Source organism: Salmonella sp. SSDFZ69, from assembly GCF_004010755.1.
Classification (GTDB): domain Bacteria; phylum Pseudomonadota; class Gammaproteobacteria; order Enterobacterales; family Enterobacteriaceae; genus Salmonella; species Salmonella enterica.
This window is the reverse complement of sequence record NZ_CP034831.1, coordinates 938,050-962,633: the sequence shown is the minus strand read 5'-3', so window position 1 is coordinate 962,633 and position 24,584 is coordinate 938,050. Positions and strand designations below refer to the sequence as shown.

Here is a 24,584-nt window from a genome sequence, read left to right as displayed (position 1 = left end):
GTGGGCTGGATGGCAGATTGATTCCAGCCTATCCACACGACGTTTTATCAGTGAAAACATTGTCCAGCGCGGTGTTAAAAGCACAGCACATCACCGGTTGCAGGTGCGGTTATTTCCGGTAGCCACAACCGCCCCCAGGCCCCTGTACAGTGACAACCGCATAGTTTTTCAGGTTTGTGTTCTTGCAGAAAGCGCCTGACTCGCCACAGCGTGAACGGTGATGCGCAGCGGAGATGAAATCCGCCGACAAGCGCGTAAATCTGCTTTATACCGGTAATGTTCTGACAGTGCCGGACAATATTTGCGATCCCCCGATGCCCGCATCCCGTAATGATGACTAATCCTTTTGTCGATTGGTAAATCAGTACGCCCTCATCCAAAATAGAGTCCGGCTCCGCATCGTGGCCGCCAAAAATGCCGTAGGCTTCAGGCGCGACCACCGGTATTTCCCCTGACCAGATAAAGTTTTCGCCAATCGGCAGGGGGTCACGCGTGTACATCATTCGATAGCGTGAATAGTCCACCTCACGCGACAATTTTTTTATTTTCCGGGTAATACCGAGAAAAGTCATTGCCGAATAACGTTCGCGCGCAATATCGGGATGGCAGATGATTCGACTGTTATCAGGAAGCCATGGCACGCCTCCGCAATGATCGTAATGACCATGCGAAAGCACCACAGCAGACACATCGGACAGGTCGATCCCCATCGCCAACGCGTTTTGCATAAAACTGCCATCAGGGCCGGTATCGAACAAGATCGACGTAGACTCATCCTCGACCAACAGGCTTAACCCTGGCCGGGCCTTCAACGATTTATCCGCTCCAGCTCCCTTATGATTTTCGAGCAATACCCTGATCCTTAACGCCATGGCCTTCTCCTGTATAAAAGCCTCCCCGGAAAAACGCGGCCTTTTTACTTTACAGGTTTGTACCAGCCATTACTGGTACACAGATTATGATTATGCAACGGCTATCCTTGTTGGCGCGGGGAACACGGCTACACGCAAAAATTCCAGTCGTTGGCGCACGGTTTATCCCCGCTGGCGCGGGGAACACATGACATGACCGTGACTAGCGAGAATGTCCCACGGTTTATCCCCGCTGGCGCGGGGAACACGCGATTATCGAGACGTTGAAAAAACGTAATTACGGTTTATCCCCGCTGGCGCGGGGAACACACTCCAACTTAACCAGGCCATTGTCAAAGCCTCGGTTTATCCCCGCTGGCGCGGGGAACACATTAACACCGTCGCAAACTCATTAATAAGCAACGGTTTATCCCCGCTGGCGCGGGGAACACATTTAATGCCAGTACCAATTGTCAAATAACTGCGGTTTATCCCCGCTGGCGCGGGGAACACTGGTAAAGCAGATAAGGCTGCCGTTAACAACGCGGTTTATCCCCGCTGGCGCGGGGAACACGGCGTCGGCGCTCCGCACAAAAGAGACAGAATCGGTTTATCCCCGCTGGCGCGGGGAACACTAAAATTCACCGGGTGGCGGCGTTGTTACGAGCGGTTTATCCCCGCTGGCGCGGGGAACACGTTATCAGAATCGTAATGCTATTGGTGCACTGCGGTTTATCCCCGCTGGCGCGGGGAACACGTGAATTATATGACCAGACGTGAACAATTCGACGGTTTATCCCCGCTGGCGCGGGGAACACGCAGCACAGACGAGTAGTGCAGATCACGCTCTTCCGGTTTATCCCCGCTGGCGCGGGGAACACACTGCGGGGGTGAACGACAGACCGGACACCACCGGTTTATCCCCGCTGGCGCGGGGAACACACCCTGAAGGCGCTGCTTTCCTGAAGAGTGCCCGGTTTATCCCCGCTGGCGCGGGGAACACGTCTGTGCTGATGAATTATCAGTATAGCTACGCGGTTTATCCCCGCTGGCGCGGGGAACACTGTGTACCAGGACGCCACGCGCAGTGGATCCCCGGTTTATCCCCGCTGGCGCGGGGAACACTGTGGCTGGCGCCCATCAGCCCGATTTTTACGCGGTTTATCCCCGCTGGCGCGGGGAACACACCTGGTGTATCAGCAACGTGATCGGGAAACACGGTTTATCCCCGCTGGCGCGGGGAACACACGTGCAGCAGCTCAACGAGCGCGTAAATCTCAGGTTTATCCCCGCTGGCGCGGGGAACACTTTTATCAGCGTGGCGTACTGATGGGTGGTAGCGGTTTATCCCCGCTGGCGCGGGGAACACAACCCCTCAATAGACGGCGCTGATTCCGGGCGCGGTTTATCCCCGCTGGCGCGGGGAACACACGAGCACCAGGATCAAGCTGTCTCACAATCTCGGTTTATCCCCGCTGGCGCGGGGAACACACGAATTCACCCAGGGCGATCGCGCAGCCGGTCGGTTTATCCCCGCTGGCGCGGGGAACACTCTGGTTGGTGCCGTGGAGATTTATCAATAACCGGTTTATCCCCGCTGGCGCGGGGAACACCCAGCCACTTTAAAACTGGCAGACATTTTTTCCGGTTTATCCCCGCTGGCGCGGGGAACACGTCCATAAGATGCCAGTGAGTCACGATCCCATCGGTTTATCCCCGCTGGCGCGGGGAACACTCAATGACCGCAGGGGGCCCGGATGGCCTGGCCGGTTTATCCCCGCTGGCGCGGGGAACACCCGCAAATAACTCTCCGGGACGTCGAAAAAAACGGTTTATCCCCGCTGGCGCGGGGAACACACTAATCGTATATCATTGTTTATAAACTACTTTTTGTCAGCACCACATTCTACCAACATAATCGCAACAATTTAAATTATTAAAGAACAGCTAATTTGCTGATTTTGATGCAAAAAAGTTCATAGAATGATTTTTTCTTTAAATTTACCAAAATAGCGTGATCCGTGCATCGCTATGGAAAAATTTATCAGCGCTTTTATACACTCATCGAAATTCACATAGAGAAAATAAACAATGCAAGGTAATGAATGAGTCACAGACGGCATCGGCAGGCCGTCCGTAAAATTGATAGAGCATCAGGCGATATTTAAATATTTATGCGTTTGCATAGACAGCCGCCAGTTACGCGCAATACACGTTTCAATACACAGACGCGTCGCGTCTTCTTTCTGGCTAATGGGCTGCAAAGCAATCACGCGCGGTTTATCATCGCTCAACGTGGCTAACAGTTCATCCAGCGCCTCAATATCACGAACTCGCCCAACGGGATGCTTGATTTCATTGGCGCGCTCCAGCGCCTGGGAAAGCACGTCATATCCTCCGCGCATATTCACTTTTGGTGAAACCGTGACCCAGGTGTTAGGCGTACAGCGCACTTCGTGCGTCCCGCTGGTTTCAATCTGACAACTAAAACCACTCTTTTCAAGCAGATCGGTGAGCGGCATGAGGTCGTGAATACAGGGTTCGCCACCGGTGATGACAACGTGACGCGCGGTATAGCCCTGACGATTAATTACTGCCAGCAAGTCTTCACTGCTCGCAGCACCCCATTTGTCGCTCTCTTTGGTTTTTGCCAGAATGCTGAACAGAGACACTTCCCGATCGCTCAGTTTATCCCAGGTATGCTTAGTATCACACCAGGCACAGCCGACCGGACATCCCTGTAAACGAATAAAAATAGCGGGGACGCCGGTAAAGTAACCCTCGCCTTGTAGGGTCTGGAACATCTCGTTAATCGGGTACTGCATAGCGTTCTCTGTTAAGGGGATAATCGTTAATTATTGCAGATTTCGTCTGCCCGGTCATGCACAGCGGCTGCGCTATTGAACAGATACAAAAAAACCCGCCGAAGCGGGTTTATACGTTAAGAGGTAAAAGCAGGATTACGCCTGGCCTTTGATCTCTTTACGACCGTTGTATGGTGCTTTTTCGCCCAGAGCTTCTTCGATACGAATCAGCTGGTTGTATTTAGCAACGCGGTCAGAACGGCTCATAGAACCGGTTTTGATCTGGCCTGCAGCGGTACCAACAGCCAGGTCAGCGATGGTAGCGTCTTCAGTTTCACCAGAACGGTGAGAGATGACAGCAGTGTAGCCAGCGTCTTTCGCCATCTTGATTGCAGCCAGAGTTTCGGTCAGAGAACCGATCTGGTTGAATTTGATCAGGATGGAGTTAGCGATGCCTTTCTCGATGCCTTCTTTCAGGATTTTGGTGTTGGTTACGAACAGGTCGTCACCAACCAGCTGGATTTTGTCGCCCAGTACTTTGGTCTGGTATGCAAAACCGTCCCAGTCAGACTCGTCCAGACCATCTTCGATGGAAACGATCGGGTACTGTTTGGTCAGTTCTTCCAGGAAGTGGGTGAATTCTTCGGAGGTGAACGCTTTGTTGCCTTCGCCAGCCAGAACGTATTTACCGTCTTTGTAGAATTCAGATGCTGCGCAGTCCATCGCCAGGGTGATGTCTTTACCCAGCTCGTAACCAGCCGCTTTAACCGCTTCAGCGATAACAGCCAGTGCTTCCGCGTTGGAGCCCAGGTTCGGCGCATAGCCGCCTTCGTCACCCACAGCGGTGTTCATGCCTTTGCCTTTCAGCACTTTTGCCAGGTGATGGAAAACTTCAGAACCCATACGGATGGCTTCTTTAACCGTTTTCGCGCCAACCGGCTGGATCATGAATTCCTGGATGTCGACGTTGTTGTCAGCGTGCTCGCCGCCGTTGATGATGTTCATCATCGGAACCGGCATGGAGTATTTGCCCGGAGTGCCGTTCAGTTCAGCAATGTGCTCGTACAGCGGCATACCTTTAGCGGCAGCAGCAGCTTTGGCGTTAGCCAGAGAGACAGCCAGAATGGCGTTTGCACCGAAGTTAGATTTGTTTTCAGTACCGTCCAGGTCGATCATGATTTTGTCGATGCCAGCCTGGTCTTTAGCGTCTTTGCCAAGAATAGCCTGAGCGATCGGGCCGTTAACCGCGCCAACAGCTTTGGTTACGCCTTTACCCAGGAAACGGGATTTGTCGCCATCGCGCAGTTCCAGCGCTTCGCGGGAACCAGTAGAAGCACCTGACGGAGCCGCCGCCATACCTACGAAACCACCTTCCAGGTGTACTTCAGCTTCAACAGTCGGGTTACCACGGGAGTCGATGATTTCACGACCGATGACTTTAACGATTTTGGACATTAGGTTTTCCTCAAGTCACTAGTTAAACTAAAACTTCAGACAAACGGTGCACCGCTGAGGGTGCACCGCCGTTCTAACTTTTTTACTTCGCCTGACGTTTCTGATGCTCGTTGGCGGCTTTAACAAAGCCAGCGAACAACGGATGTCCATCACGCGGCGTGGAAGTAAATTCCGGATGGAACTGACAGGCCACGAACCACGGATGATTCGGTACCTCAATGATCTCGACTAACTGATCATCACCGGAACGGCCTGCGACACGCAGACCCGCTGCTTCAATTTGTTTCAACAACATATTGTTGACTTCGTAACGATGGCGATGACGTTCAACAATCGTCGACGCGCCGTACAACTGACGTACCAGACTGTCATCGCTAAGCTGGCACTGCTGCGCGCCCAGGCGCATGGTGCCGCCCAGATCGCTTTTCTCGCTACGGACTTCAACGTTACCGTCTTCATCGCGCCACTCGGTAATTAACGCCACAACCGGGTACTTACAGTCTGGCACAAATTCCGTTGAGTTGGCGTTGTCCATGCCGGCCACGTTACGAGCGAACTCAATCAACGCAACCTGCATCCCCAGGCAAATGCCCAGATAAGGAATATTGTTTTCACGCGCATAGCGCGCAGTGGCGATTTTACCTTCAACGCCACGATAGCCGAAGCCGCCGGGGATCAGGATAGCGTCCAAATCTTTCAGAATTTCGACGCCGCGCGTTTCAACATCTTGCGAATCGATCAATTTGATGTTGACGGTAACGCGGTTTTTCAGACCACCGTGTTTCAGCGCTTCGATCACCGACTTATAGGCATCCGGCAGTTCAATATATTTGCCGACCATGCCGATAGTCACTTCGCCTGCCGGGTTCGCTTCTTCGTAAATGACCTGTTCCCATTCAGACAGGTTAGCTTCCGGACAGTTCAAGCTGAATCGTTTACAAATATAATCATCAAGCCCCTGAGATTTCAACAGGCCTGGAATTTTATAAATGGAATCGACATCTTTCATTGAAATAACGGCTTTTTCCGGCACATTACAGAACAATGCAATTTTTGCACGCTCGTTGGCAGGAACCGCGCGATCGGAACGACAAATCAGAATATCGGGCTGAATACCGATAGACAGCAGCTCTTTCACGGAGTGCTGAGTCGGTTTAGTTTTCACTTCGCCCGCAGCCGCCAGGTAAGGTACCAGCGTCAGGTGCATAAACAGCGCGTGTTCACGACCGATATCTACCGCCAATTGACGAATCGCCTCAAGAAACGGCAGCGATTCGATATCACCGACGGTACCGCCGATTTCCACCAGTACCACATCGTGGCCTTCGCCACCTTCCAGCACGCGCTCTTTAATCGCGTTAGTGATGTGAGGGATTACCTGTACGGTTGCGCCCAGATAGTCGCCACGGCGTTCTTTACGCAGAACGTCGGAGTAGATGCGGCCAGTCGTGAAGTTGTTGCGGCGAGACATCTTGGTGCGGATGAAACGCTCGTAGTGCCCCAGGTCCAGGTCGGTTTCAGCGCCGTCTTCAGTAACGAACACTTCCCCGTGTTGGATTGGGCTCATAGTACCCGGATCGACGTTGATGTACGGATCCAGTTTCATGATGGTCACGTTGAGACCACGGGCTTCCAGAATGGCTGCGAGGGAGGCTGCGGCAATGCCTTTACCCAGAGAGGATACGACCCCGCCGGTCACAAAAATATAGTTCGTTGTCATGCGGAACCTGAGAAGTTAGGTTTAAAAGACGATGGAATAACCAGGACGGGAAAGCAGTATACCCGAACATGACCTACGCCACAAACTTTCATTATTCCTCCTCTTCGTCAGGCTGACGTTCACACAGGGAGGGAGAAAATAGCCCCTTTGAGGTAAATGTTTTTGACGTAAATCAAGCGCTTGTTATTTAAAAAATCACACAAATCGCTCTTGACCGCCTAAAACCTTTAGAGATCAATTTCCTGGCGTTTTACTTCCTGCCAAACTTCTTCCATTGTTTCCAGGTCCACCCCGGTCATTTCCAGGCCTCTGGCTGCGACAATACGTTCAACTTCGCGAAAACGACGTTCAAATTTATCGTTCGCTTTTTGCAAAGCGAGCTCCGCTTTCGTACCTAAATGACGCGCCATGTTGACCGTGGCAAAGAGCAAATCGCCCATTTCCTCTTCCAGTTTAGCCTGATCAACAACCGCCTGCCGCGCCTCGAACATCACCTCATCGATCTCTTCATAGACCTTATCGACGACCGGTCCCAGCGTCGTCCAGTCAAAGCCCACGTTTGAACACCGTTTCTGGATTTTTTGCGCGCGCATTAAGGCCGGTAAGCTGCGCGGAATATCGTCCAGCGCGGAATGCTGCGCTTTTTGCGCGCGCTCTTCCGTTTTGATTTGCTCCCAGCGAGCTAAGACTTCTTCGCTATTATCCGCGGAAAGCTCGCCAAAAACATGCGGATGGCGGCGCTCCAGCTTGTCGCTGATGGCAGCGCAGATATCATTAAAATCGAAGCGGCCTTCTTCCTGCGCCATCTGCGCGTAAAACACCACCTGGAACAACAGGTCGCCCAGTTCGCCGCGCAAATCGTCAAAATCCTCACGCGCAATCGCATCCAGTACTTCATAGGTTTCTTCCAGCGTATAAGGCGCGATGCTGGCGAAGGTCTGCTCTTTATCCCACGGGCAGCCGTTTTCCGGGTCACGCAGGCGCTGCATGAGGGTGAGAAGACGGTCAATTTGATGGTTAGTTGTCATGGTTTTTAATCGGTTGTAAATACCAGCGACAATTGTAACGTATTATTCTTAACCATTCACGCACAGAGACACTACGGCAACGCCTATATAATAAAATATATTGTTAACAGGTGTTGAATGCTACCTTTCCCGTATAACTTTAAAATTATTAATCGATACACAACAATATAATAATCATATAACTAATTTATTAAAAAAACAGATATTTGCACCAGACATTATAAATAACATCAATTAAGTAAAAAAATCATGCAAACACTATAAGCACCCCACCCAAAGAGCCTTCCCTTTCAAAAAAAATAAATTATTTCACTTTTACGGAAAAACGAGTAGCATGCACGCCAGTTTAATATTCAAAAAAGACCGCTTTTTTGTTTTTTCTGGAACATACATGAAATAAATATATTGAAAGTATTACATATAATATTCTATGAGCAGGTACGATCATTCAGCTCATAAGAATATACTCATAAAAATGTAGAAATATAATATTTTTATTATGACCTATTTTTTACCCAAAGCCCGCAGCATGGCTCTATGCCGCATATCCCTTGGTATACGCGTACAAAATGTTGCCATAAAACACGTTAATTAAGGATAACACGATGAAGTCATCTCATTTTTGTAAACTGGCAGTAACTGCATCTTTAGTTATGGGAATTGTCTCCGGCGCTCAAGCCGCGGGTAGCAACACAGCGAAGGTCACTTTCCTTGGTAATATTGTTGATTCCCCCTGCTCTGTCACATTGGATACGGAAGATCAAACAGTCAATATGGGTTCAAGTATCGGTAATGGCACGCTGAGTAATGGTAAAACGACCATCAACAATGCCCGTACCTTTCATATCGATCTTGAGGGTTGTACCTGGGCTACCGAGAAAAATATGAATGTGGTATTCACTACAGGTAGTGGAACCACAGCGGCTACAGGCGCCACGGATAATCTCGCGCTGATGAAGACTGACGGCACTGGCGCTATTAGCAACGTAAGCCTGGCAATCGGCGATGCTGGCAAAAATAATATCAAACTGGGCGATACCTATACACAGGCCATTGCGGACCTGGACGGAGATACCATTCTTGATGAGAAGCAAAGCCTGAATTTCACCGCCTGGCTGGTTGGCGCAGCAACCGGCACCGTAGGCACAGGTGAATTCAGCAGCGCCGCCAACGTCACTATCTCTTACCTGTAATTCAGTTAACAGAGTCACGACGATAATACCCTGCCGCTTTAGGTAGGGTATTCCTGTTGAGTTTTATTGCGGAATATATTTGATGAATAACACATGGAAAAGTGTTCTTTGCCCAATAGCGTGCGGAGTGGGAATGCTTCTAAGCGTCTCCCCTTATAGCGCGTCAGGCAAAGACATCGAATTTAATACCGATTTCCTCGATGTAAAAAATCGCGATAACGTTAACATTGCACAGTTTTCTCGTAAGGGTTTTATCCTGCCAGGCGTCTACCTTTTACAAATTAAAATTAACGGACAGACTCTGCCGCAGGAATTTCCTGTTAACTGGATTATTCCAGAACATGATCCACAAGGAAGTGAGGTTTGCGCAGAACCAGAATTAGTTACGCAATTGGGTATAAAGCCGGAACTCGCGGAAAAACTCGTCTGGATAACGCACGGTGAACGACAATGCCTGGCGCCAGATTCACTGAAAGGCATGGATTTTCAGGCCGACCTGGGACACTCCACGCTGCTGGTGAATTTACCCCAGGCGTATATGGAATACAGCGATGTCGACTGGGACCCACCCGCCCGCTGGGATAATGGTATTCCCGGCATCATTCTGGATTACAACATTAATAATCAGCTCCGCCACGATCAAGAAAGCGGCAGCGAAGAGCAAAGCATCAGCGGCAACGGGACATTAGGCGCGAACCTGGGCGCATGGCGACTGCGGGCCGACTGGCAGGCCAGCTACGACCATCATGACGATGACGAGAACACTTCCACCCTCCACGATCAGAGCTGGAGCCGCTACTACGCCTATCGCGCACTACCGACGCTCGGGGCCAAACTTACGCTGGGCGAAAGCTATCTCCAGTCCGATGTTTTCGACAGCTTTAACTATATCGGTGCCAGCGTCGTTTCTGACGATCAGATGCTGCCGCCGAAACTGCGCGGCTATGCGCCGGAGATCGTGGGCATTGCGCGTTCTAACGCAAAAGTCAAAGTCTCCTGGCAGGGGCGCGTACTGTATGAAACGCAGGTGCCCGCAGGACCGTTCCGTATTCAGGATCTCAACCAGTCCGTTTCCGGTACGTTGCACGTCACCGTGGAAGAGCAGAACGGTCAGACCCAGGAGTTTGACGTTAACACCGCATCGGTTCCCTTCCTGACGCGCCCCGGCATGGTGCGCTACAAGATGGCGCTGGGCCGCCCGCAGGACTGGGATCATCATCCCATTACCGGCACATTCGCCTCGGCGGAAGCTTCGTGGGGGGTCACCAACGGCTGGTCGCTATATGGCGGCGCAATTGGAGAAAGCAACTATCAGGCCGTGGCGCTGGGAAGCGGTAAGGATCTTGGCGTGGTGGGCGCGGTGGCGGTCGACATTACGCACTCCATCGCCCACATGCCGCAAGACGACGGGTTTGACGGCGAAACGCTGCAGGGTAACTCATATCGCATCAGCTATTCCCGTGACTTTGATGAAATCGACAGCCGACTAACCTTTGCCGGATACCGCTTCTCAGAAAAGAACTTTATGAGCATGAGCGACTATCTGGATGCGAAAACCTACCATCATCTCAATGCCGGTCACGAAAAAGAACGCTATACGGTCACCTATAACCAGAACTTCCGTGAACAGGGCATGAGCGCCTATTTCAGCTACTCACGCAGTACCTTCTGGGACAGCCCGGATCAGAGTAACTATAACCTGTCTCTTTCCTGGTACTTCGACTTAGGGTCGATAAAAAATCTCAGTGCGTCGCTGAACGGCTATCGCAGCGAATACAACGGTGATAAAGATGATGGCGTCTATATCTCGCTGTCTGTTCCCTGGGGCAATGATTCCATCAGCTACAACGGTACGTTTAACGGTAGTCAACACCGTAATCAGCTCGGCTATTCCGGCCACAGCCAGAACGGCGATAACTGGCAGCTTCACGTCGGGCAGGATGAACAAGGCGCGCAGGCAGACGGTTATTACAGCCATCAGGGCGCGCTGACGGACATCGATCTGAGCGCGGATTATGAAGAAGGATCGTACCGTTCGCTGGGCATGTCGCTGCGCGGCGGCATGACGCTGACCACCCAGGGCGGCGCGCTGCACCGGGGAAGTTTAGCGGGCAGCACACGTTTGCTGGTTGATACCGACGGCATTGCGGACGTCCCCGTTAGCGGTAACGGCTCGCCAACCTCAACCAACATTTTCGGCAAGGCCGTGATTGCGGATGTCGGAAGCTATTCGCGCAGCCTGGCGCGTATCGATCTGAACAAATTGCCGGAGAAGGCGGAAGCTACTAAGTCGGTTGTGCAGATCACGCTCACCGAAGGCGCCATCGGCTACCGTCACTTTGACGTGGTCAGCGGCGAGAAAATGATGGCGGTTTTCCGGCTGGCAGACGGCGACTTCCCACCGTTCGGCGCCGAAGTGAAAAACGAACGCCAGCAGCAGTTGGGCCTGGTGGCCGATGATGGCAACGCCTGGCTGGCGGGCGTAAAAGCCGGGGAAACATTGAAAGTCTTCTGGGATGGCGCGGCGCAGTGTGAAGCATCACTCCCGCCCACGTTTACACCAGAGCTATTGGCCAACGCGCTATTGCTGCCGTGCAAAATGCTGGAAGGTCAGCCCACCACCGCACCGCAGAAAAGTTCTCCGCTGCCTGCGCAACCGCTAATCCAGGAACATACGCAAACCGATGGCCAACCGGCCGCGCCGGTGGCGACAACCACTCAAACCCCGCCCATACCGCTGGCTGACAACCATGCGGTGAATCGCAAGGATATGGAATAAAGGGAACCCGTAATGAATAAGACCAACCATTTTAAGCGCCAGGCGCTTATCGCTTCGGTATTACTGGCTGCGCCGCTGGTATCGCACAGCGCGATTGTGCCGGATCGTACCCGCGTTATTTTTAACGGCAATGAAAATTCAATCACCGTCACGCTGAAAAACGGCAACGCCACTCTGCCCTACCTCGCACAGGCGTGGCTGGAAGACGATAAGTTCGCCAAAGATACCCGCTATTTTACCGCCCTGCCGCCGCTGCAGCGTATTGAGCCAAAATCCGACGGGCAGGTTAAAGTCCAGCCGTTACCAGCCGCGGCTAGCCTACCGCAGGACCGGGAAAGTCTGTTTTATTTCAACGTGCGGGAAATTCCGCCGAAAAGCGATAAGCCTAATACGCTCCAGCTGGCGCTGCAAACGCGTATTAAGTTTTTCTACCGCCCGGTAGCCGTAGCCCGGCAGGTGGATAAGACGCACCCGTGGCAGACGAAGCTCACGCTGACCTACCAGGGCGATGGTGTGATTTTCGACAACCCCACACCGTTTTACCTCGTCATCAGCAATGCCGGTAGCAAAGAGAACGAGACCGCCTCCGGCTTTAAAAACCTGCTGATTGCCCCGCGTGAAAAAGTGACCTCTCCCATCAAAGGTGCCTCGCTCGGCAGCTCACCGGTGGTGGGCTACGTCGATGATTACGGCGGCCATCGCCTGCTGGTTTTTACCTGCTCAGGGAATACCTGCAAGGTCAATGAGGAAAAAACCCGTGACGCTGAGAAGAAAGCGAATAAGTAATCCTGTGCGAAAGAGATCCATGACGATGTTGACTCGCTGGAAAATGCTGGTGCTGCTGTGCGGTGGATTCGTTGCCGGCACCGAGGCTGCCGGCACAAAAACCGTGCAACTGGAGCTGCATCTGGTCGTCACTCAACCACCGCCCTGTACGGTAGGCGGCGCTTCCGTAGAGTTTGGCGATGTCCTGACCACCAAAGTTGGCGATGCTTCTCAAACGAAACCTGTGGGCTACAGCCTGAACTGCGATGGCAGAGCGAGCGACTATCTGAAGCTACAAATTCAGGGGACCACTACCACCATCAGCGGGGAGCAGGTTCTGCAAACTTCGGTTCAGGGGTTAGGCATCCGTATTCAGCAGGCGGGCAATAAGCAACTGGTTCCGGTTGGCATAACGGATTGGCTGAACTTCACCCTGAGCGGCAGCAATGGGCCGGAGCTGGAAGCCGTACCGGTTAAAGAGCCCACCACGCAGTTAGCGGGTGGCGATTTTAACGCCAGTGCGACGTTAGTCGTGGATTACCAGTGATGGAGAGATTCATAGTGAAAAGGGTGCTTATCCTGACGCTTTTAATCACCCAGTTTGCCTGCGCCGACAATTTGACCTTTCACGGCAAACTGATAAACCCGCCCGCCTGTACTATCAATAATGGTGAAACGCTGGAGGTCAGTTTTGGTAGCGTGATTATTGATAATATTGACGGCGTCAATTACCTGACCGAGATCCCGTGGACCCTTACCTGCGACAGCAGCTTTCGCGATGACGCATTAACTTTTACGTTGAGCTATCTGGGCACGGCGACGCCTTACTCCGCAAATGCCTTAACCACCAATGTCCCTGAGCTGGGCATTGAACTTCAGCAGAACGGCACGGTGTTTCCTCCCGGCACGTCGCTAACCATCGATGAATCATCGCTTCCCACACTAAAAGCCGTGCCGGTAAAACAGCCCGGTAAAGAGCCTGCCGAAGGCGATTTTGAGGCTTTTGCCACGTTACAGGTGGATTACCAATGAACCGTATTTTTCAAACTGCCGGGCATTTGATCGGAGGCGTAATGTTATGGGCGGTTTGCAATACGCTACCTGCCGCCACGCCTAATGTGCACTACAGCGGTAAGCTGGTTGCCGGCGCCTGTAACCTGGTAGTGGATAATGACACGATGGCAACGGTGGATTTTCATACTATTGGCAGTGACAATTTCGACGCCAGCGGGCAAACGACTCCTGTTCCATTCACACTTAGCCTCCAGGATTGCAAAACAGTGCTAGCCAACGGCGTGCTGGTGACCTTTCAGGGCGTTGAAGACAGTACTCTGCCCGGACTGCTGGCGCTGGAGCCCTCGTCGGAAGCCAGTGGTTTTGCAATTGGCGTGGAAACGGCTGCACAGCAACCAGTGAGTATCAATGCAACAGAGGGTACAGCTTTTGTGCTGAAGGAAGGGATTACCACCATCAACTTGCAGGCCAGGCTGCAAAAATACGCTGGTGAAGATGTTATGCCGGGGGAATTTAAGGGTACTGCTACCGTGAGCTTTGAATATCAGTAAGCTATAGGTAAAATTATAAGGATATAAAATGCAGCGAATTTTATTACAGCTAATACTGGTAATAATATCTGGTTTTTGGTGTATTGCGCTACAATGCGCTGAAGTAAGAACGGATATAGAATATAATTCTCAAATTATTTCACAGTTTGATAGCCTTGGTGCACTGACTGGCGATCCTACACTCGATACCATCCATACCCCATTACCAACAAACATTCATATCCTTTCATCGTGCACTAAGTCAGGTGGAGGCGATGGGGGTGGTTGTGCTACTCAAGGTACAATTCCCTATGGTCTTGAATCCACCCTTGAGTTTGATCCATCAACTTCTTTCATCAATACAACCGCTGTCGATAACGGTATCACTTATAGTTTTACTGGTGAAGCGGTAAAAGCGACGGCACATGCCGACTGTACGGGTAATCAGGCAACTAACAGCGCAATTTGTGTATGGGATAAATCATTTTCACTTCCCCTCACCTTACTTACCAAACAGAATGGAATAACAATTAACCAGCAAAATCTTACAGTTTCGGTAATACCCGGAGGAGGAAATAATGACACTAATCAATATTCATCCCTTTCCGGCCATATTATTATTGATGAATCGGTAAGCAGTTACGCTAGTTATGAACCGGAAACATCGGGCATTGAGAATCTGAAATTCAAATGGACTGTGACAGTGACAGAAGATACCGAGGGTGATTTCGGTATATGGAACGGATCACTTGTACTTAATGGCTCTCCAGCGTCCACCCTACATCGTTATTTGCCTCCAGAAATATTAGATGCTTCATTTTCTGAAAATACGATAGTGCACAGTACAGAAGTCGCCATGACTGGCGCAAAAAATAATGTCGAGCTAGCCTCTGTATATCTCTACCATGGCAATACGCCATGCGACGATACATCCTTGTGTAACTACAGTCTTAATAAGACGTCAGTTGCTCTTGTATGTCACGATCTGAATGCGCAGCTTGCCTTTAGCAGCACTTGTAATGCTTCAGACACAACACATTGCCTGAACGGCAAAGTAGGTACGATAAATGGTACCTGGGGGAAAGTCAGCATTGATACAACTTGTGCAATTACCGTTTTGATACCCTACGAATAAACACAGGAAAAATGATGACCATAAGCAAAAGAATCATAATTTCATTTATTCTATTTATGTGCTTCACCAACAATACATTTGGATCTGGATACGTTAAGATCAATGCCGAATTGAATAATATGGCAGGCAGAGGGGCAGGTACAGCTGATTTAAATAGTGACCTACGGGTTAGAACATCATTATTACCAGAGAATATTGAGATGTTATGTACTGGTGGAAAACTACGTGGCAGTCAGGTAACGTGCGGTCCTGGACTATGGGTCGATATTGAATCAGCGATAACAATGGATTCCAGTATAAGAATGATCATTGGCAGCACTTTTTTCACACTTCCCAATATGACTGAAACCCGCCGGGCCCGCTGTACATCACATGATAACTCCACACTTGATTGTGTCTGGACCAGCAATATCGATGCACAATTAAATATATCACCACTATACGATGCACAAATAATCAAACAAGATTTAAAATTACATATCGAACCATCTTCATATGATTACGCACAATCGCAATATATTGATGGGGAAATAACTTACAACACCAAAAAACATCAAGTATCCTATGACGCTTATAGTATAACAGATTACGGCTTTACAGACCATAATATAAAAACGGAAATTTCGATTATTGACGCCAATTTTGGGACCAGCATTACCACCATTAATGATAAAATGTCATTTTATAGTGACAGCGTACAAATTATCGCTTCAATCGATCCTGAAAATTTAGCTGCTTCTTTTGATAAATACTCAGAAGTAACCTCAATAAATAAAGAATTTAGTGGACCAAAAACCAATGAGCTCATTGCAAATATTTTTTTAAGACATGGAAATATGCCCTGTGATGTCTATGAATCAGATTCAATTTGTGCACAAATAATAGATAATGCAACAGTATCAATAGCATGTGATGATAAAAACATGCAGATTGAGGCTATTCCCTGTGATCAAAACAATACTGAATGTGCCCGTTCACAGATGGTAGAACTTCGTGGTACCTGGGGACGAGTCAACATTGACACCGATTGTGCGGTAACCGTATTACTGCCATACGAATAGAAATTTGAACAAAACCGATTTTCATGGAACCATACCAGATATCTGGTAAGCAGATAGCTACCAGATATCTTTATAAAACATCAAGCCGTAGCCCTCGAGTATCTCCCTACATCCCGAATAATATCTGATAGATGATTAATATATCGATCGGCCTGTATTTCGCCAAAATGCTGCCAGCCGTAATGCCAGATATTTTCCAGATCTTCACTGGCCTTTGGCGTTAATTTTACCGTTCTCATCGGGTTTGATCATCCCTGTTTTGACCTTCCGTAAAAAGGCATCCTTTTCCCAGGCCTGCGGCTCTCCGCTGTTCAGACCTTCAGCCAGAAGTTCACGTAACGCCTGAAGTCGTGACTCGGCCTGTTTTTCCCTCAGCAGACGAAGAGACTCTCTGATCACTTCACTTTGTGTTCTGTAATCACCTGATTCTATGAGCGATTCAACAAACTCACGCAGCTCATCGCCAGGATCAACGGTCATTGTTCTGGCCATAACAGCCTCCACTGTAAGTATAAATCTTACATAAGAGTACACCGGAAATGAAATATACGTCGAAAACATACCCCATATCTCATGCTTATGGGGTTGGCTAATGCGGCTTTGCTGAACGAGTAGCAAAGCCGCTACATGATTACTGTCTGGGGTTTACCCCCCGTGCAGTCGCCGTGCATCAATCACATCCGGCACCTGGTTCAGCTTACCGAGCACGCGGCCCAGCACCTGCAGGTTGTAGATCTCGATGGTCATATCAATGGTGGCGATCTGCTGTTTAATGTCGCTGCGGCTGGCGACGCCCAGCACGTTGACTTTTTCGTTAGCCAGAATGGTGGTGATATCGCGTAGCAAGCCGCTGCGATCGTTGGCCTGGACGCGCACCACCAGCGAATATCCCGCCGAGTAGCTCTCGCCCCATACCGCCTCTACGATCCGCTCCGGCGCATGGGAGCGCAGTTCCGCCAGCTGTTCGCAGTCGGCCCGGTGCACGGAAATCCCTCGCCCCTGAGTAATGAAGCCGACAATTTCATCCCCCGGAATCGGCTGGCAGCAGCGGGCAATGTGGTGCATCAAATTACCCACGCCTTCTACCACCACGCGCCCGTCGTCTTTACGACGATTTTGCGGCGCGTATGTTTTTTGTTGAAGCTGTTTCAGCGCCGCTGCATCCTGCTCCTCTGCACTCGGCTTATTGAACTGCGATTGCAGGAAATTCACCATCTGATTAAGACGGATATCGCCGCCGCCTATCGCCGCCAGCAACTCTTCCAGCTCATTAAAGTTGTAGCGCGGCAGTAGATGTTTTTCGGCCTCTTTCAGGCTAATCCCCAAATGCGCCAGCTCATCGTCGAGGATCTGCCGTCCAGCCAGGATATTTTTGTCACGGTCCTGTTTACGGAACCAGGCGTGAATTTTCGAGCGTCCGCGGCTGGTCGTCACATAGCCCAGGTTTGGATTCAGCCAGTCGCGGCTGGGATTCGGCTGCTTCTGAGTGATAATTTCAACCTGATCGCCCATCTGCAACTGATAGGTGAATGGCACAATACGCCCGCCGATTTTCGCGCCAATGCAGCGATGCCCGACATCGCTGTGGATGTGGTAAGCAAAATCGAGCGGCGTAGATCCGGCAGGCAAGTCAACCACGTCGCCTTTTGGCGTAAAAACGTAGACCCGATCGTCAAACACCTGACTGCGCACTTCATCCAGCATTTCGCCGGAATCGGCCATCTCTTCCTGCCAGGCGATCAGCTTACGCAGCCACGCAATTCTGTCTTCATGACCGGAACGCACGCCGCCGGACGCGGCGCCTTCTTTATACTTCCAGTGCGCCGCCACGCCCAGTTCGGCGTCTTCATGCATCTGTTTGGTACGGATCTGGATCTCAACGGTTTTACCGCCCGGTCCCAGGACCACGGTGTGGATAGACTGGTAACCGTTCGGTTTCGGGTTAGCGACATAATCATCGAATTCATCCGGCAGGTGACGATAGTGCGTATGCACTATCCCCAACGCGGCGTAGCAGTCCTGCAGACGTTCAGCGACGATACGCACGGCGCGCACGTCAAAGAGTTCATCAAACGCCAGATGCTTTTTCTGCATTTTGCGCCAGATGCTATAAATATGTTTTGGTCGTCCGTAGACTTCCGCCTGCACGCCTTCGTTTTTCATTTCGGCGCGCAGATGTCCAACAAACTCTTCGATGTAATGTTCGCGATCGAGACGGCGCTCATGCAGCAGTTTGGCGATGCGTTTGTATTCCGCCGGATGCAGGTAGCGGAAACAGTAGTCTTCCAGTTCCCACTTCAGTTGCCCGATGCCCAGACGATTAGCGAGCGGCGCATAGATGTTGGTACATTCTTTCGCCGCCAGCACGCGCTCATCTTCCGGCGCCTCTTTCACTTCGCGCAAATGAGCGATTCGCTCGGCCAGTTTGATCACCACGCAGCGGAAATCATCCACCATCGCCAATAACATTCGACGGACGTTATCAACCTGCTCCGAAGAAACAGAGTCGTTATGAGTGGCGTTTAGCTGACGGATCGCCGCCATATCGCGCACGCCATGAATCAGGGTAACGATAGATTTGCCAACGCTTTCGCGCAGTACATCTTCGCTGACTACGTTGGCGTCGGCCAGAGGGAACAGTAGCGCCGCCCGCAGCGTGTCGATATCCATACTCAGCGTGGAAAGAATTTCTACCATCTCCACGCCACGCCACAGCAACAGATCCGCATCCGGATGTCCTTGTGTCTGTTGCAGGCAATACGCCCAGGTTTCGGCTAAGCGCTCACACGACTGCTGGCTGGAAATTCCCAGGCTTGCGATCCACTTCTTCGGATCAAATTCACCAGCTTTATTAATATGTGCACTTCTTACCGCGACCATCGTCCTCTCCTTAAGGGACCAGGCCTACCGAAGTCGGTAAGCCGGTAATCATTACATGCGCTCGAACAGAACCATTGATTCCAGATGTCCTGTGTGCGGGAACATGTCGAGCATCGCTAAACGCGTAACCTCATATCCCGCATTGACCAGCGCTTCACTATCGCGCGCCAGCGTCGCCGGATTACAGGATACATAAACAATGCGAATAGGTTTTAATTTTATAATATGTCGCATCACTCCTGTAGCCCCCGCACGCGCAGGATCGAGTAAGACTTTGTCAAAGCCGTTTTTCGCCCACGGCTGCTTCGTGACATCTTCCTCCAGGTTCTCATGGAAGAATGTCACATTATGTAAACCATTGCGGATGGCGTTTTCACGGCCTTTTTCTACCAGCGCCGGAACGCCCTCAACCCCTATCACGCTTGCCGCACGCGTTGCCAGCGGCAGCGTAAAATTCCCCATTCCGCAGAACAGATCCAGGACACGATCCTCGGCGCGCACATCAAGCCACTCCAGCGCGCGGGCGACCATTTGCTGGTTTACCGCCTCATTAACCTGAATAAAGTCTCGCGGACTGAAGGCTAAACGTAAGCCGTGCGAATCATACCAGGGCGCCTCGCCAGATACCGTTTCCAGTATCTCGCTAAACGGCGCCAGAAACAGAGACAATCCCTCAGAATGCGAAAAGCGTTCCAGTTTTTCTTTATCCGCCGCACTTAATGGCGCGGTATGGCGCAGAATCATCAGCGTACCGCTTCCCGCCTGTACCAGCTCAACATGCCCAAGATGTCGGGTGCCGTGTAAACTCGCCAGACACGCCCTGATTCGGGGCAGCAATGCTTCAAGCTGGGGCGCCAAAACGGGGCACTGTTCGACATTGACGATATCGCTGGAACCCGCTTTGCGAAATCCCATTTGCAGCGGTTTATCCGGCGGGCAATTCAGACTTAACCGCGCACGACGCCGATAACCCCAGGGCGCGCCGGCGATGATGTCATTCACCTCGTGTTTCATCAAACGCGCCAGCGCCGCGCTTTTGCTGCGTTGTTGCAGGGTGATGCTGACATGCTGTTGCTGACAACCGCCGCAGACGCCAAAATGCGGGCAGCGCGGCGTTTCTCGTTCCGGGCTATCATTCAAACGGCGCGAAACGCGTGCGCGGGCAAATTGCTTTTTATCTTCTGTAATAATGACTTCTGCGCTTTCCTCAGGCAATAAACCGGGGATAAACAGCGCCTTTCCGTTATGACGGGCTACGCCCTGACCAAATGAATCGAGGTCATTGACTTTAACGGTTATGATCTGACGCGTCGTCACGCGCCGTTTTGCAGAGTAGAATTGCGCCATCGACCAGCTTTTTCTCAATTTAACAGTGTGACCCTAATTGTCCCATAACGGAACTCCATGACCAACTACAGCCTGCGCGCACGCATGATGATTCTGATCCTGGCCCCGACCGTCCTGATAGGTTTGCTGCTCAGTATCTTTTTTGTAGTGCACCGCTATAACGACCTGCAGCGTCAACTGGAAGATGCCGGCGCCAGTATTATTGAACCGCTCGCCGTCTCCAGCGAATATGGTATGAACTTACAAAACCGGGAGTCTATCGGCCAACTTATCAGCGTTCTGCACCGCAGACACTCTGATATTGTGCGGGCGATTTCCGTTTATGACGATCATAACCGCCTGTTTGTAACGTCTAATTTCCATCTGGACCCCTCACAGATGCAGCTTCCCGCCGGAGCGCCGTTTCCACGTCGTCTGAGTGTCGATCGCCACGGCGATATTATGATTCTGCGCACCCCGATTATCTCGGAGAGCTATTCGCCGGACGAGTCAGCGATTGCCGACGCGAAAAATACCAAAAATATGCTGGGGTATGTGGCACTTGAACTGGATCTCAAGTCGGTCAGGCTACAGCAATACAAAGAGATTTTTATCTCCAGCGTGATGATGCTTTTTTGTATAGGCATTGCGCTGATCTTTGGCTGGCGGCTTATGCGCGATGTCACCGGGCCTATCCGTAATATGGTGAATACCGTTGACCGCATTCGCCGCGGACAACTGGATAGCCGGGTGGAAGGATTTATGCTGGGCGAGCTGGACATGCTGAAAAACGGCATTAATTCCATGGCGATGTCGCTTGCCGCCTATCACGAAGAGATGCAGCATAATATCGATCAGGCCACTTCAGACCTGCGTGAAACCCTTGAGCAGATGGAAATCCAAAACGTTGAGCTGGATCTGGCGAAAAAGCGCGCCCAGGAAGCGGCGCGTATTAAGTCGGAGTTCCTGGCGAACATGTCGCACGAACTGCGAACGCCGCTGAACGGCGTCATTGGCTTTACCCGCCTGACATTAAAAACGGAGCTGAATCCCACCCAGCGCGACCATCTGAACACCATTGAGCGTTCCGCGAATAATCTGCTGGCGATCATTAATGACGTGCTTGATTTCTCCAAGCTGGAAGCCGGTAAGCTCATTCTGGAAAGTATCCCTTTTCCACTGCGCAACACGCTGGATGAAGTGGTTACGCTGCTGGCCCACTCGTCGCATGATAAAGGGCTGGAGTTGACGTTAAATATTAAAAACGACGTCCCGGATAATGTGATTGGCGACCCGCTGCGCCTGCAACAGGTCATTACTAATCTGGTGGGCAATGCCATTAAGTTCACCGAGAGTGGCAATATCGACATTCTGGTAGAAAAGCGGGCGCTCAGTAACACCAAAGTACAGATTGAAGTGCAGATCCGCGATACGGGGATCGGCATTCCGGAACGCGACCAGTCTCGACTGTTTCAGGCGTTTCGCCAGGCCGATGCCAGTATTTCTCGCCGTCACGGCGGCACCGGGCTTGGGCTGGTGATTACGCAAAAGCTGGTCAACGAAATGGGCGGGGATATCTCTTTCCACAGCCAGCCTAATCGCGGCTCGACCTTCTGGTTTCATATTAATCTTGATCTTAACCCAAATGTCATTATTGACGGGCCGTCGACCGCGTGTCTGGCCGGGAAACGGCTGGCTTATGTCGAACCGAATGCTACCGCCGCGCAATGTACCCTGGATCTACTGAGCGACACGCCAGTGGAAGTGGTTTACAGCCCGACCTTTTCCGCGCTGCCGTTAGCGCACTACGATATTATGATTTTGAGCGTTCCGGTGACCTTCCGTGAGCCGCTCACCATGCAGCATGAACGTCTGGCGAAAGCGGCATCAATGACGGACTTTCTACTGCTGGCGCTACCTTGCCATGCGCAAATTAACGCCGAAAAGCTGAAACAAGGAGGCGCGGCGGCCTGTCTGTTAAAACCATTGACGTCAACGCGCCTGTTGCCAGCGCTGACGGAATATTGCCAGTTGAATCACCATCCTGAACCGCTGCTAATGGATACCAGTAAAATCACCATGACGGTTATGGCGGTTGATGATAATCCCGCCAATCTGAAACTTATCGGCGCGTTACTGGAAGATAAAGTCCAGCACGTAGAGCTTTGTGATAGCGGACATCAGGCGGTGGATCGGGCGAAACAAATGCAGTTTGATCTGATTTTGATGGATATTCAGATGCCGGATATGGACGGCATACGCGCCTGCGAATTGATTCACCAGCTTCCTCATCAGCAGCAAACACCGGTTATTGCCGTTACGGCACATGCGATGGCCGGGCAAAAAGAGAAGTTGCTCAGCGCGGGCATGAACGACTATCTGGCTAAACCGATAGAAGAAGAGAAGTTGCATAATCTGTTGCTGCGCTATAAACCTGGCGCCAACGTAGCAGCGCGCCTGATGGCGCCGGAACCGGCTGAGTTTATCTTCAATCCAAATGCGACGCTCGACTGGCAGCTTGCGCTCCGCCAGGCTGCCGGTAAGCCCGATCTGGCGCGGGATATGCTGCAAATGCTGATTGATTTTCTGCCGGAAGTGCGCAACAAAATTGAAGAACAACTGGTGGGAGAAAATCCCAACGGCCTGGTCGATCTGGTCCATAAGCTACACGGGAGCTGCGGCTATAGCGGCGTACCGCGGATGAAGAACCTTTGCCAGCTTATTGAGCAACAGCTTCGCAGCGGCGTCCACGAAGAGGAGCTGGAGCCTGAGTTTCTGGAGCTGCTGGATGAGATGGATAATGTCGCGCGTGAAGCGAAGAAGATATTAGGCTGATATTCGCCGGATGGCGGCGTGACCGCCTTATCCGGCCTATAACTCAGCGTAACTGTTGCCCCGCTTTCAGCGTTGCAGCCACGTTGCGCGCGGTCATTCGTACGTTTTCACTCGCATTCTTCAGCGCGTCCTCCAGCGTGCAGATGGTATAAATCACGCTGAAAACGGCATCAAGCCCATGTTCATGAACCACGCCAACGTCCGCCGTCAGGCTACCCGCTATACCAATTACCGGCTTGTTATACCGTTTGGCGATGTTTGCCACGCCAATAGGGACTTTACCGTGAATGGTCTGGCTGTCGATGCGTCCCTCGCCGGTGATGACTAAATCAGCATCCGCAAGACACGCTTCCAGATGAAGCGCATCGGTGACAATCTCAATGCCACGCCGTAGCTGCGCGCCGCAAAACGCGTATAACGCCGCCCCCATGCCGCCTGCCGCTCCGCCGCCTGCCAGATCCAACACATCGACATGCAGATCGCGGGCAATCAAATGCGCATAGCGAGTCAATGCCGTATCCAGGCGTTCAATCATTTCCGGCGTCGCCCCTTTTTGCGGACCAAAAACCGCAGACGCGCCCTCTTTGCCGGTAAGGGGATTCGTGACATCGCAGGCGACCTCTATATGGCACGCCGACAAACGCTTATCCAGGCCGCTGATATCAATGCTGGCGAGTGTTTCCAGCCCAATGCCGCCTTGCGCAATATCATTGCCCTGCGCATCCCGTAGCCTGGCACCCAGCGCCTGTACCATCCCCGCGCCGCCATCGTTGGTGGCGCTACCGCCGATACCAATAATGATATGCTCAACGCCCGCATCCAGCGCATGACGGATCAGCTCGCCGGTTCCCCATGATGTGGTCTTCAACGGATCGCGTTGCGCGGGCGGCACCTGCTCCAGCCCGCTGGCGGCCGCCATTTCAATGAACGCGGAACGCGCATCGCCGGAAAGCCCATAAAACGCATTGACGCGATGCCCCAACGGCCCGGTGACCTCAACATGCACGATTCGACCCGCCGTCGCTTCAACCATCGCTTCGACAGTACCTTCTCCGCCATCAGCCAGCGGCAATTTCAGGTAATCGGCGTCAGGCCAGATCTCGCGAAATCCTTGTTCAATGGCGGTCGCTACCTCAAGAGCACTCAAACTTTCCTTATACGAGTCTGGTGCGATCACTATTTTCATAAGTCGTCCTTACGCATGTTGA

18 protein-coding genes, 1 pseudogene and 1 CRISPR repeat array are annotated in these 24,584 nt (G+C 51.6%); of the genes and pseudogenes, 9 read left to right on the top strand and 10 right to left on the bottom strand.

The window, feature by feature from the left end; translation table 11 throughout:
• Positions 1-74: 74 nt before the first annotated feature.
• The 5 genes from EOS98_RS04735 to mazG all read right to left on the bottom strand — a co-directional run bounded on the left by EOS98_RS04735 (position 75) and on the right by mazG (position 7,858).
• On the bottom strand, positions 75-872 hold the full coding sequence (locus EOS98_RS04735) for an MBL fold metallo-hydrolase (protein ID WP_126523865.1): 798 nt from the start codon (positions 870-872) through the stop codon (positions 75-77).
• Between the two features lie 158 nt (positions 873-1,030).
• Positions 1,031-2,708: a CRISPR direct-repeat array (repeat unit 29 nt; unit sequence CGGTTTATCCCCGCTGGCGCGGGGAACAC).
• Between the two features lie 296 nt (positions 2,709-3,004).
• Complete coding sequence (gene queE / locus EOS98_RS04730; RefSeq protein WP_001199961.1) at positions 3,005-3,676, bottom strand: 7-carboxy-7-deazaguanine synthase QueE; 672 nt, start codon at positions 3,674-3,676, stop codon at positions 3,005-3,007.
• A 135-nt stretch (positions 3,677-3,811) separates the two neighbouring features.
• Positions 3,812-5,110, bottom strand: a complete 1,299-nt coding sequence (gene eno, locus EOS98_RS04725; protein ID WP_000036734.1) for a phosphopyruvate hydratase — start codon at positions 5,108-5,110, stop codon at positions 3,812-3,814.
• Positions 5,111-5,192: 82 nt separating this feature from the next.
• On the bottom strand, positions 5,193-6,830 hold the full coding sequence (gene pyrG, locus EOS98_RS04720; RefSeq protein ID WP_000210863.1) for a glutamine hydrolyzing CTP synthase: 1,638 nt from the start codon (positions 6,828-6,830) through the stop codon (positions 5,193-5,195).
• A 227-nt stretch (positions 6,831-7,057) separates the two neighbouring features.
• Positions 7,058-7,858 (bottom strand): nucleoside triphosphate pyrophosphohydrolase, encoded by an 801-nt coding sequence (gene mazG / locus EOS98_RS04715; protein ID WP_000210454.1) that lies wholly within the window; start codon positions 7,856-7,858, stop codon positions 7,058-7,060.
• 605 nt (positions 7,859-8,463) lie between these two features.
• Here mazG and EOS98_RS04710 point away from each other — a divergent pair.
• The 8 genes from EOS98_RS04710 (at position 8,464) to EOS98_RS04675 (ending at position 16,335) form a co-directional block, all read left to right on the top strand.
• A complete protein-coding gene (locus tag EOS98_RS04710) occupies positions 8,464-9,051 on the top strand; it encodes a fimbrial protein (protein ID WP_000842512.1) in 588 nt (195 codons plus the stop codon).
• An 82-nt stretch (positions 9,052-9,133) separates the two neighbouring features.
• Positions 9,134-11,830 (top strand): fimbrial biogenesis outer membrane usher protein, encoded by a 2,697-nt coding sequence (locus tag EOS98_RS04705; protein ID WP_225872847.1) that lies wholly within the window; start codon positions 9,134-9,136, stop codon positions 11,828-11,830.
• A 12-nt stretch (positions 11,831-11,842) separates the two neighbouring features.
• Positions 11,843-12,616, top strand: coding sequence for a fimbria/pilus periplasmic chaperone (locus tag EOS98_RS04700; RefSeq protein WP_001044459.1), 774 nt, complete (start codon positions 11,843-11,845; stop codon positions 12,614-12,616).
• 19 nt (positions 12,617-12,635) lie between these two features.
• Positions 12,636-13,142, top strand: coding sequence for a fimbrial protein (locus EOS98_RS04695; RefSeq protein WP_000178267.1), 507 nt, complete (start codon positions 12,636-12,638; stop codon positions 13,140-13,142).
• 14 nt (positions 13,143-13,156) lie between these two features.
• A complete protein-coding gene (locus EOS98_RS04690; RefSeq protein ID WP_000832396.1) occupies positions 13,157-13,627 on the top strand; it encodes a fimbrial protein in 471 nt (156 codons plus the stop codon).
• Positions 13,624-14,160 carry a fimbrial protein gene (locus EOS98_RS04685; RefSeq protein WP_126523863.1) on the top strand — a complete coding sequence of 179 codons (537 nt, stop codon included), beginning with the start codon at positions 13,624-13,626 and terminating at the stop codon, positions 14,158-14,160. The genes EOS98_RS04690 and EOS98_RS04685 overlap by 4 nt, the downstream gene beginning before the upstream one ends.
• Before the next feature lie 28 nt (positions 14,161-14,188).
• Positions 14,189-15,274, top strand: a complete 1,086-nt coding sequence (locus EOS98_RS04680; RefSeq protein WP_023250491.1) for a hypothetical protein — start codon at positions 14,189-14,191, stop codon at positions 15,272-15,274.
• An 11-nt stretch (positions 15,275-15,285) separates the two neighbouring features.
• On the top strand, positions 15,286-16,335 hold the full coding sequence (locus EOS98_RS04675) for a hypothetical protein (protein ID WP_225872846.1): 1,050 nt from the start codon (positions 15,286-15,288) through the stop codon (positions 16,333-16,335).
• Between the two features lie 119 nt (positions 16,336-16,454).
• Here EOS98_RS04675 and EOS98_RS04670 read toward each other — a convergent pair.
• From EOS98_RS04670 to rlmD, 4 genes and pseudogenes are all read right to left on the bottom strand, one after another.
• Positions 16,455-16,574: pseudogene (locus EOS98_RS04670) on the bottom strand (type II toxin-antitoxin system RelE/ParE family toxin); the annotation flags it as partial.
• Positions 16,540-16,896 (bottom strand): type II toxin-antitoxin system ParD family antitoxin, encoded by a 357-nt coding sequence (locus EOS98_RS04665; protein ID WP_074182566.1) that lies wholly within the window; start codon positions 16,894-16,896, stop codon positions 16,540-16,542. The gene EOS98_RS04665 and the pseudogene EOS98_RS04670, both read right to left, overlap by 35 nt.
• An 84-nt stretch (positions 16,897-16,980) precedes the next feature.
• A complete protein-coding gene (gene relA, locus EOS98_RS04660; RefSeq protein WP_000226841.1) occupies positions 16,981-19,215 on the bottom strand; it encodes a GTP diphosphokinase in 2,235 nt (744 codons plus the stop codon).
• A gap of 51 nt (positions 19,216-19,266) precedes the next feature.
• Complete coding sequence (gene rlmD / locus EOS98_RS04655) at positions 19,267-20,562, bottom strand: 23S rRNA (uracil(1939)-C(5))-methyltransferase RlmD (RefSeq protein ID WP_061424623.1); 1,296 nt, start codon at positions 20,560-20,562, stop codon at positions 19,267-19,269.
• A gap of 57 nt (positions 20,563-20,619) precedes the next feature.
• Here rlmD and barA point away from each other — a divergent pair, with 57 nt between their 5' ends.
• A complete protein-coding gene (gene barA / locus EOS98_RS04650; RefSeq protein WP_000186400.1) occupies positions 20,620-23,376 on the top strand; it encodes a two-component sensor histidine kinase BarA in 2,757 nt (918 codons plus the stop codon).
• Positions 23,377-23,419: 43 nt separating this feature from the next.
• On the opposite strand, the gene EOS98_RS04645 is transcribed toward barA, so the two are convergent.
• Positions 23,420-24,562: a glycerate kinase gene (locus EOS98_RS04645; protein WP_000706477.1), complete on the bottom strand. Its 1,143-nt coding sequence runs from the start codon at positions 24,560-24,562 to the stop codon at positions 23,420-23,422.
• Between the last annotated feature and the right edge of the window lie 22 nt (positions 24,563-24,584).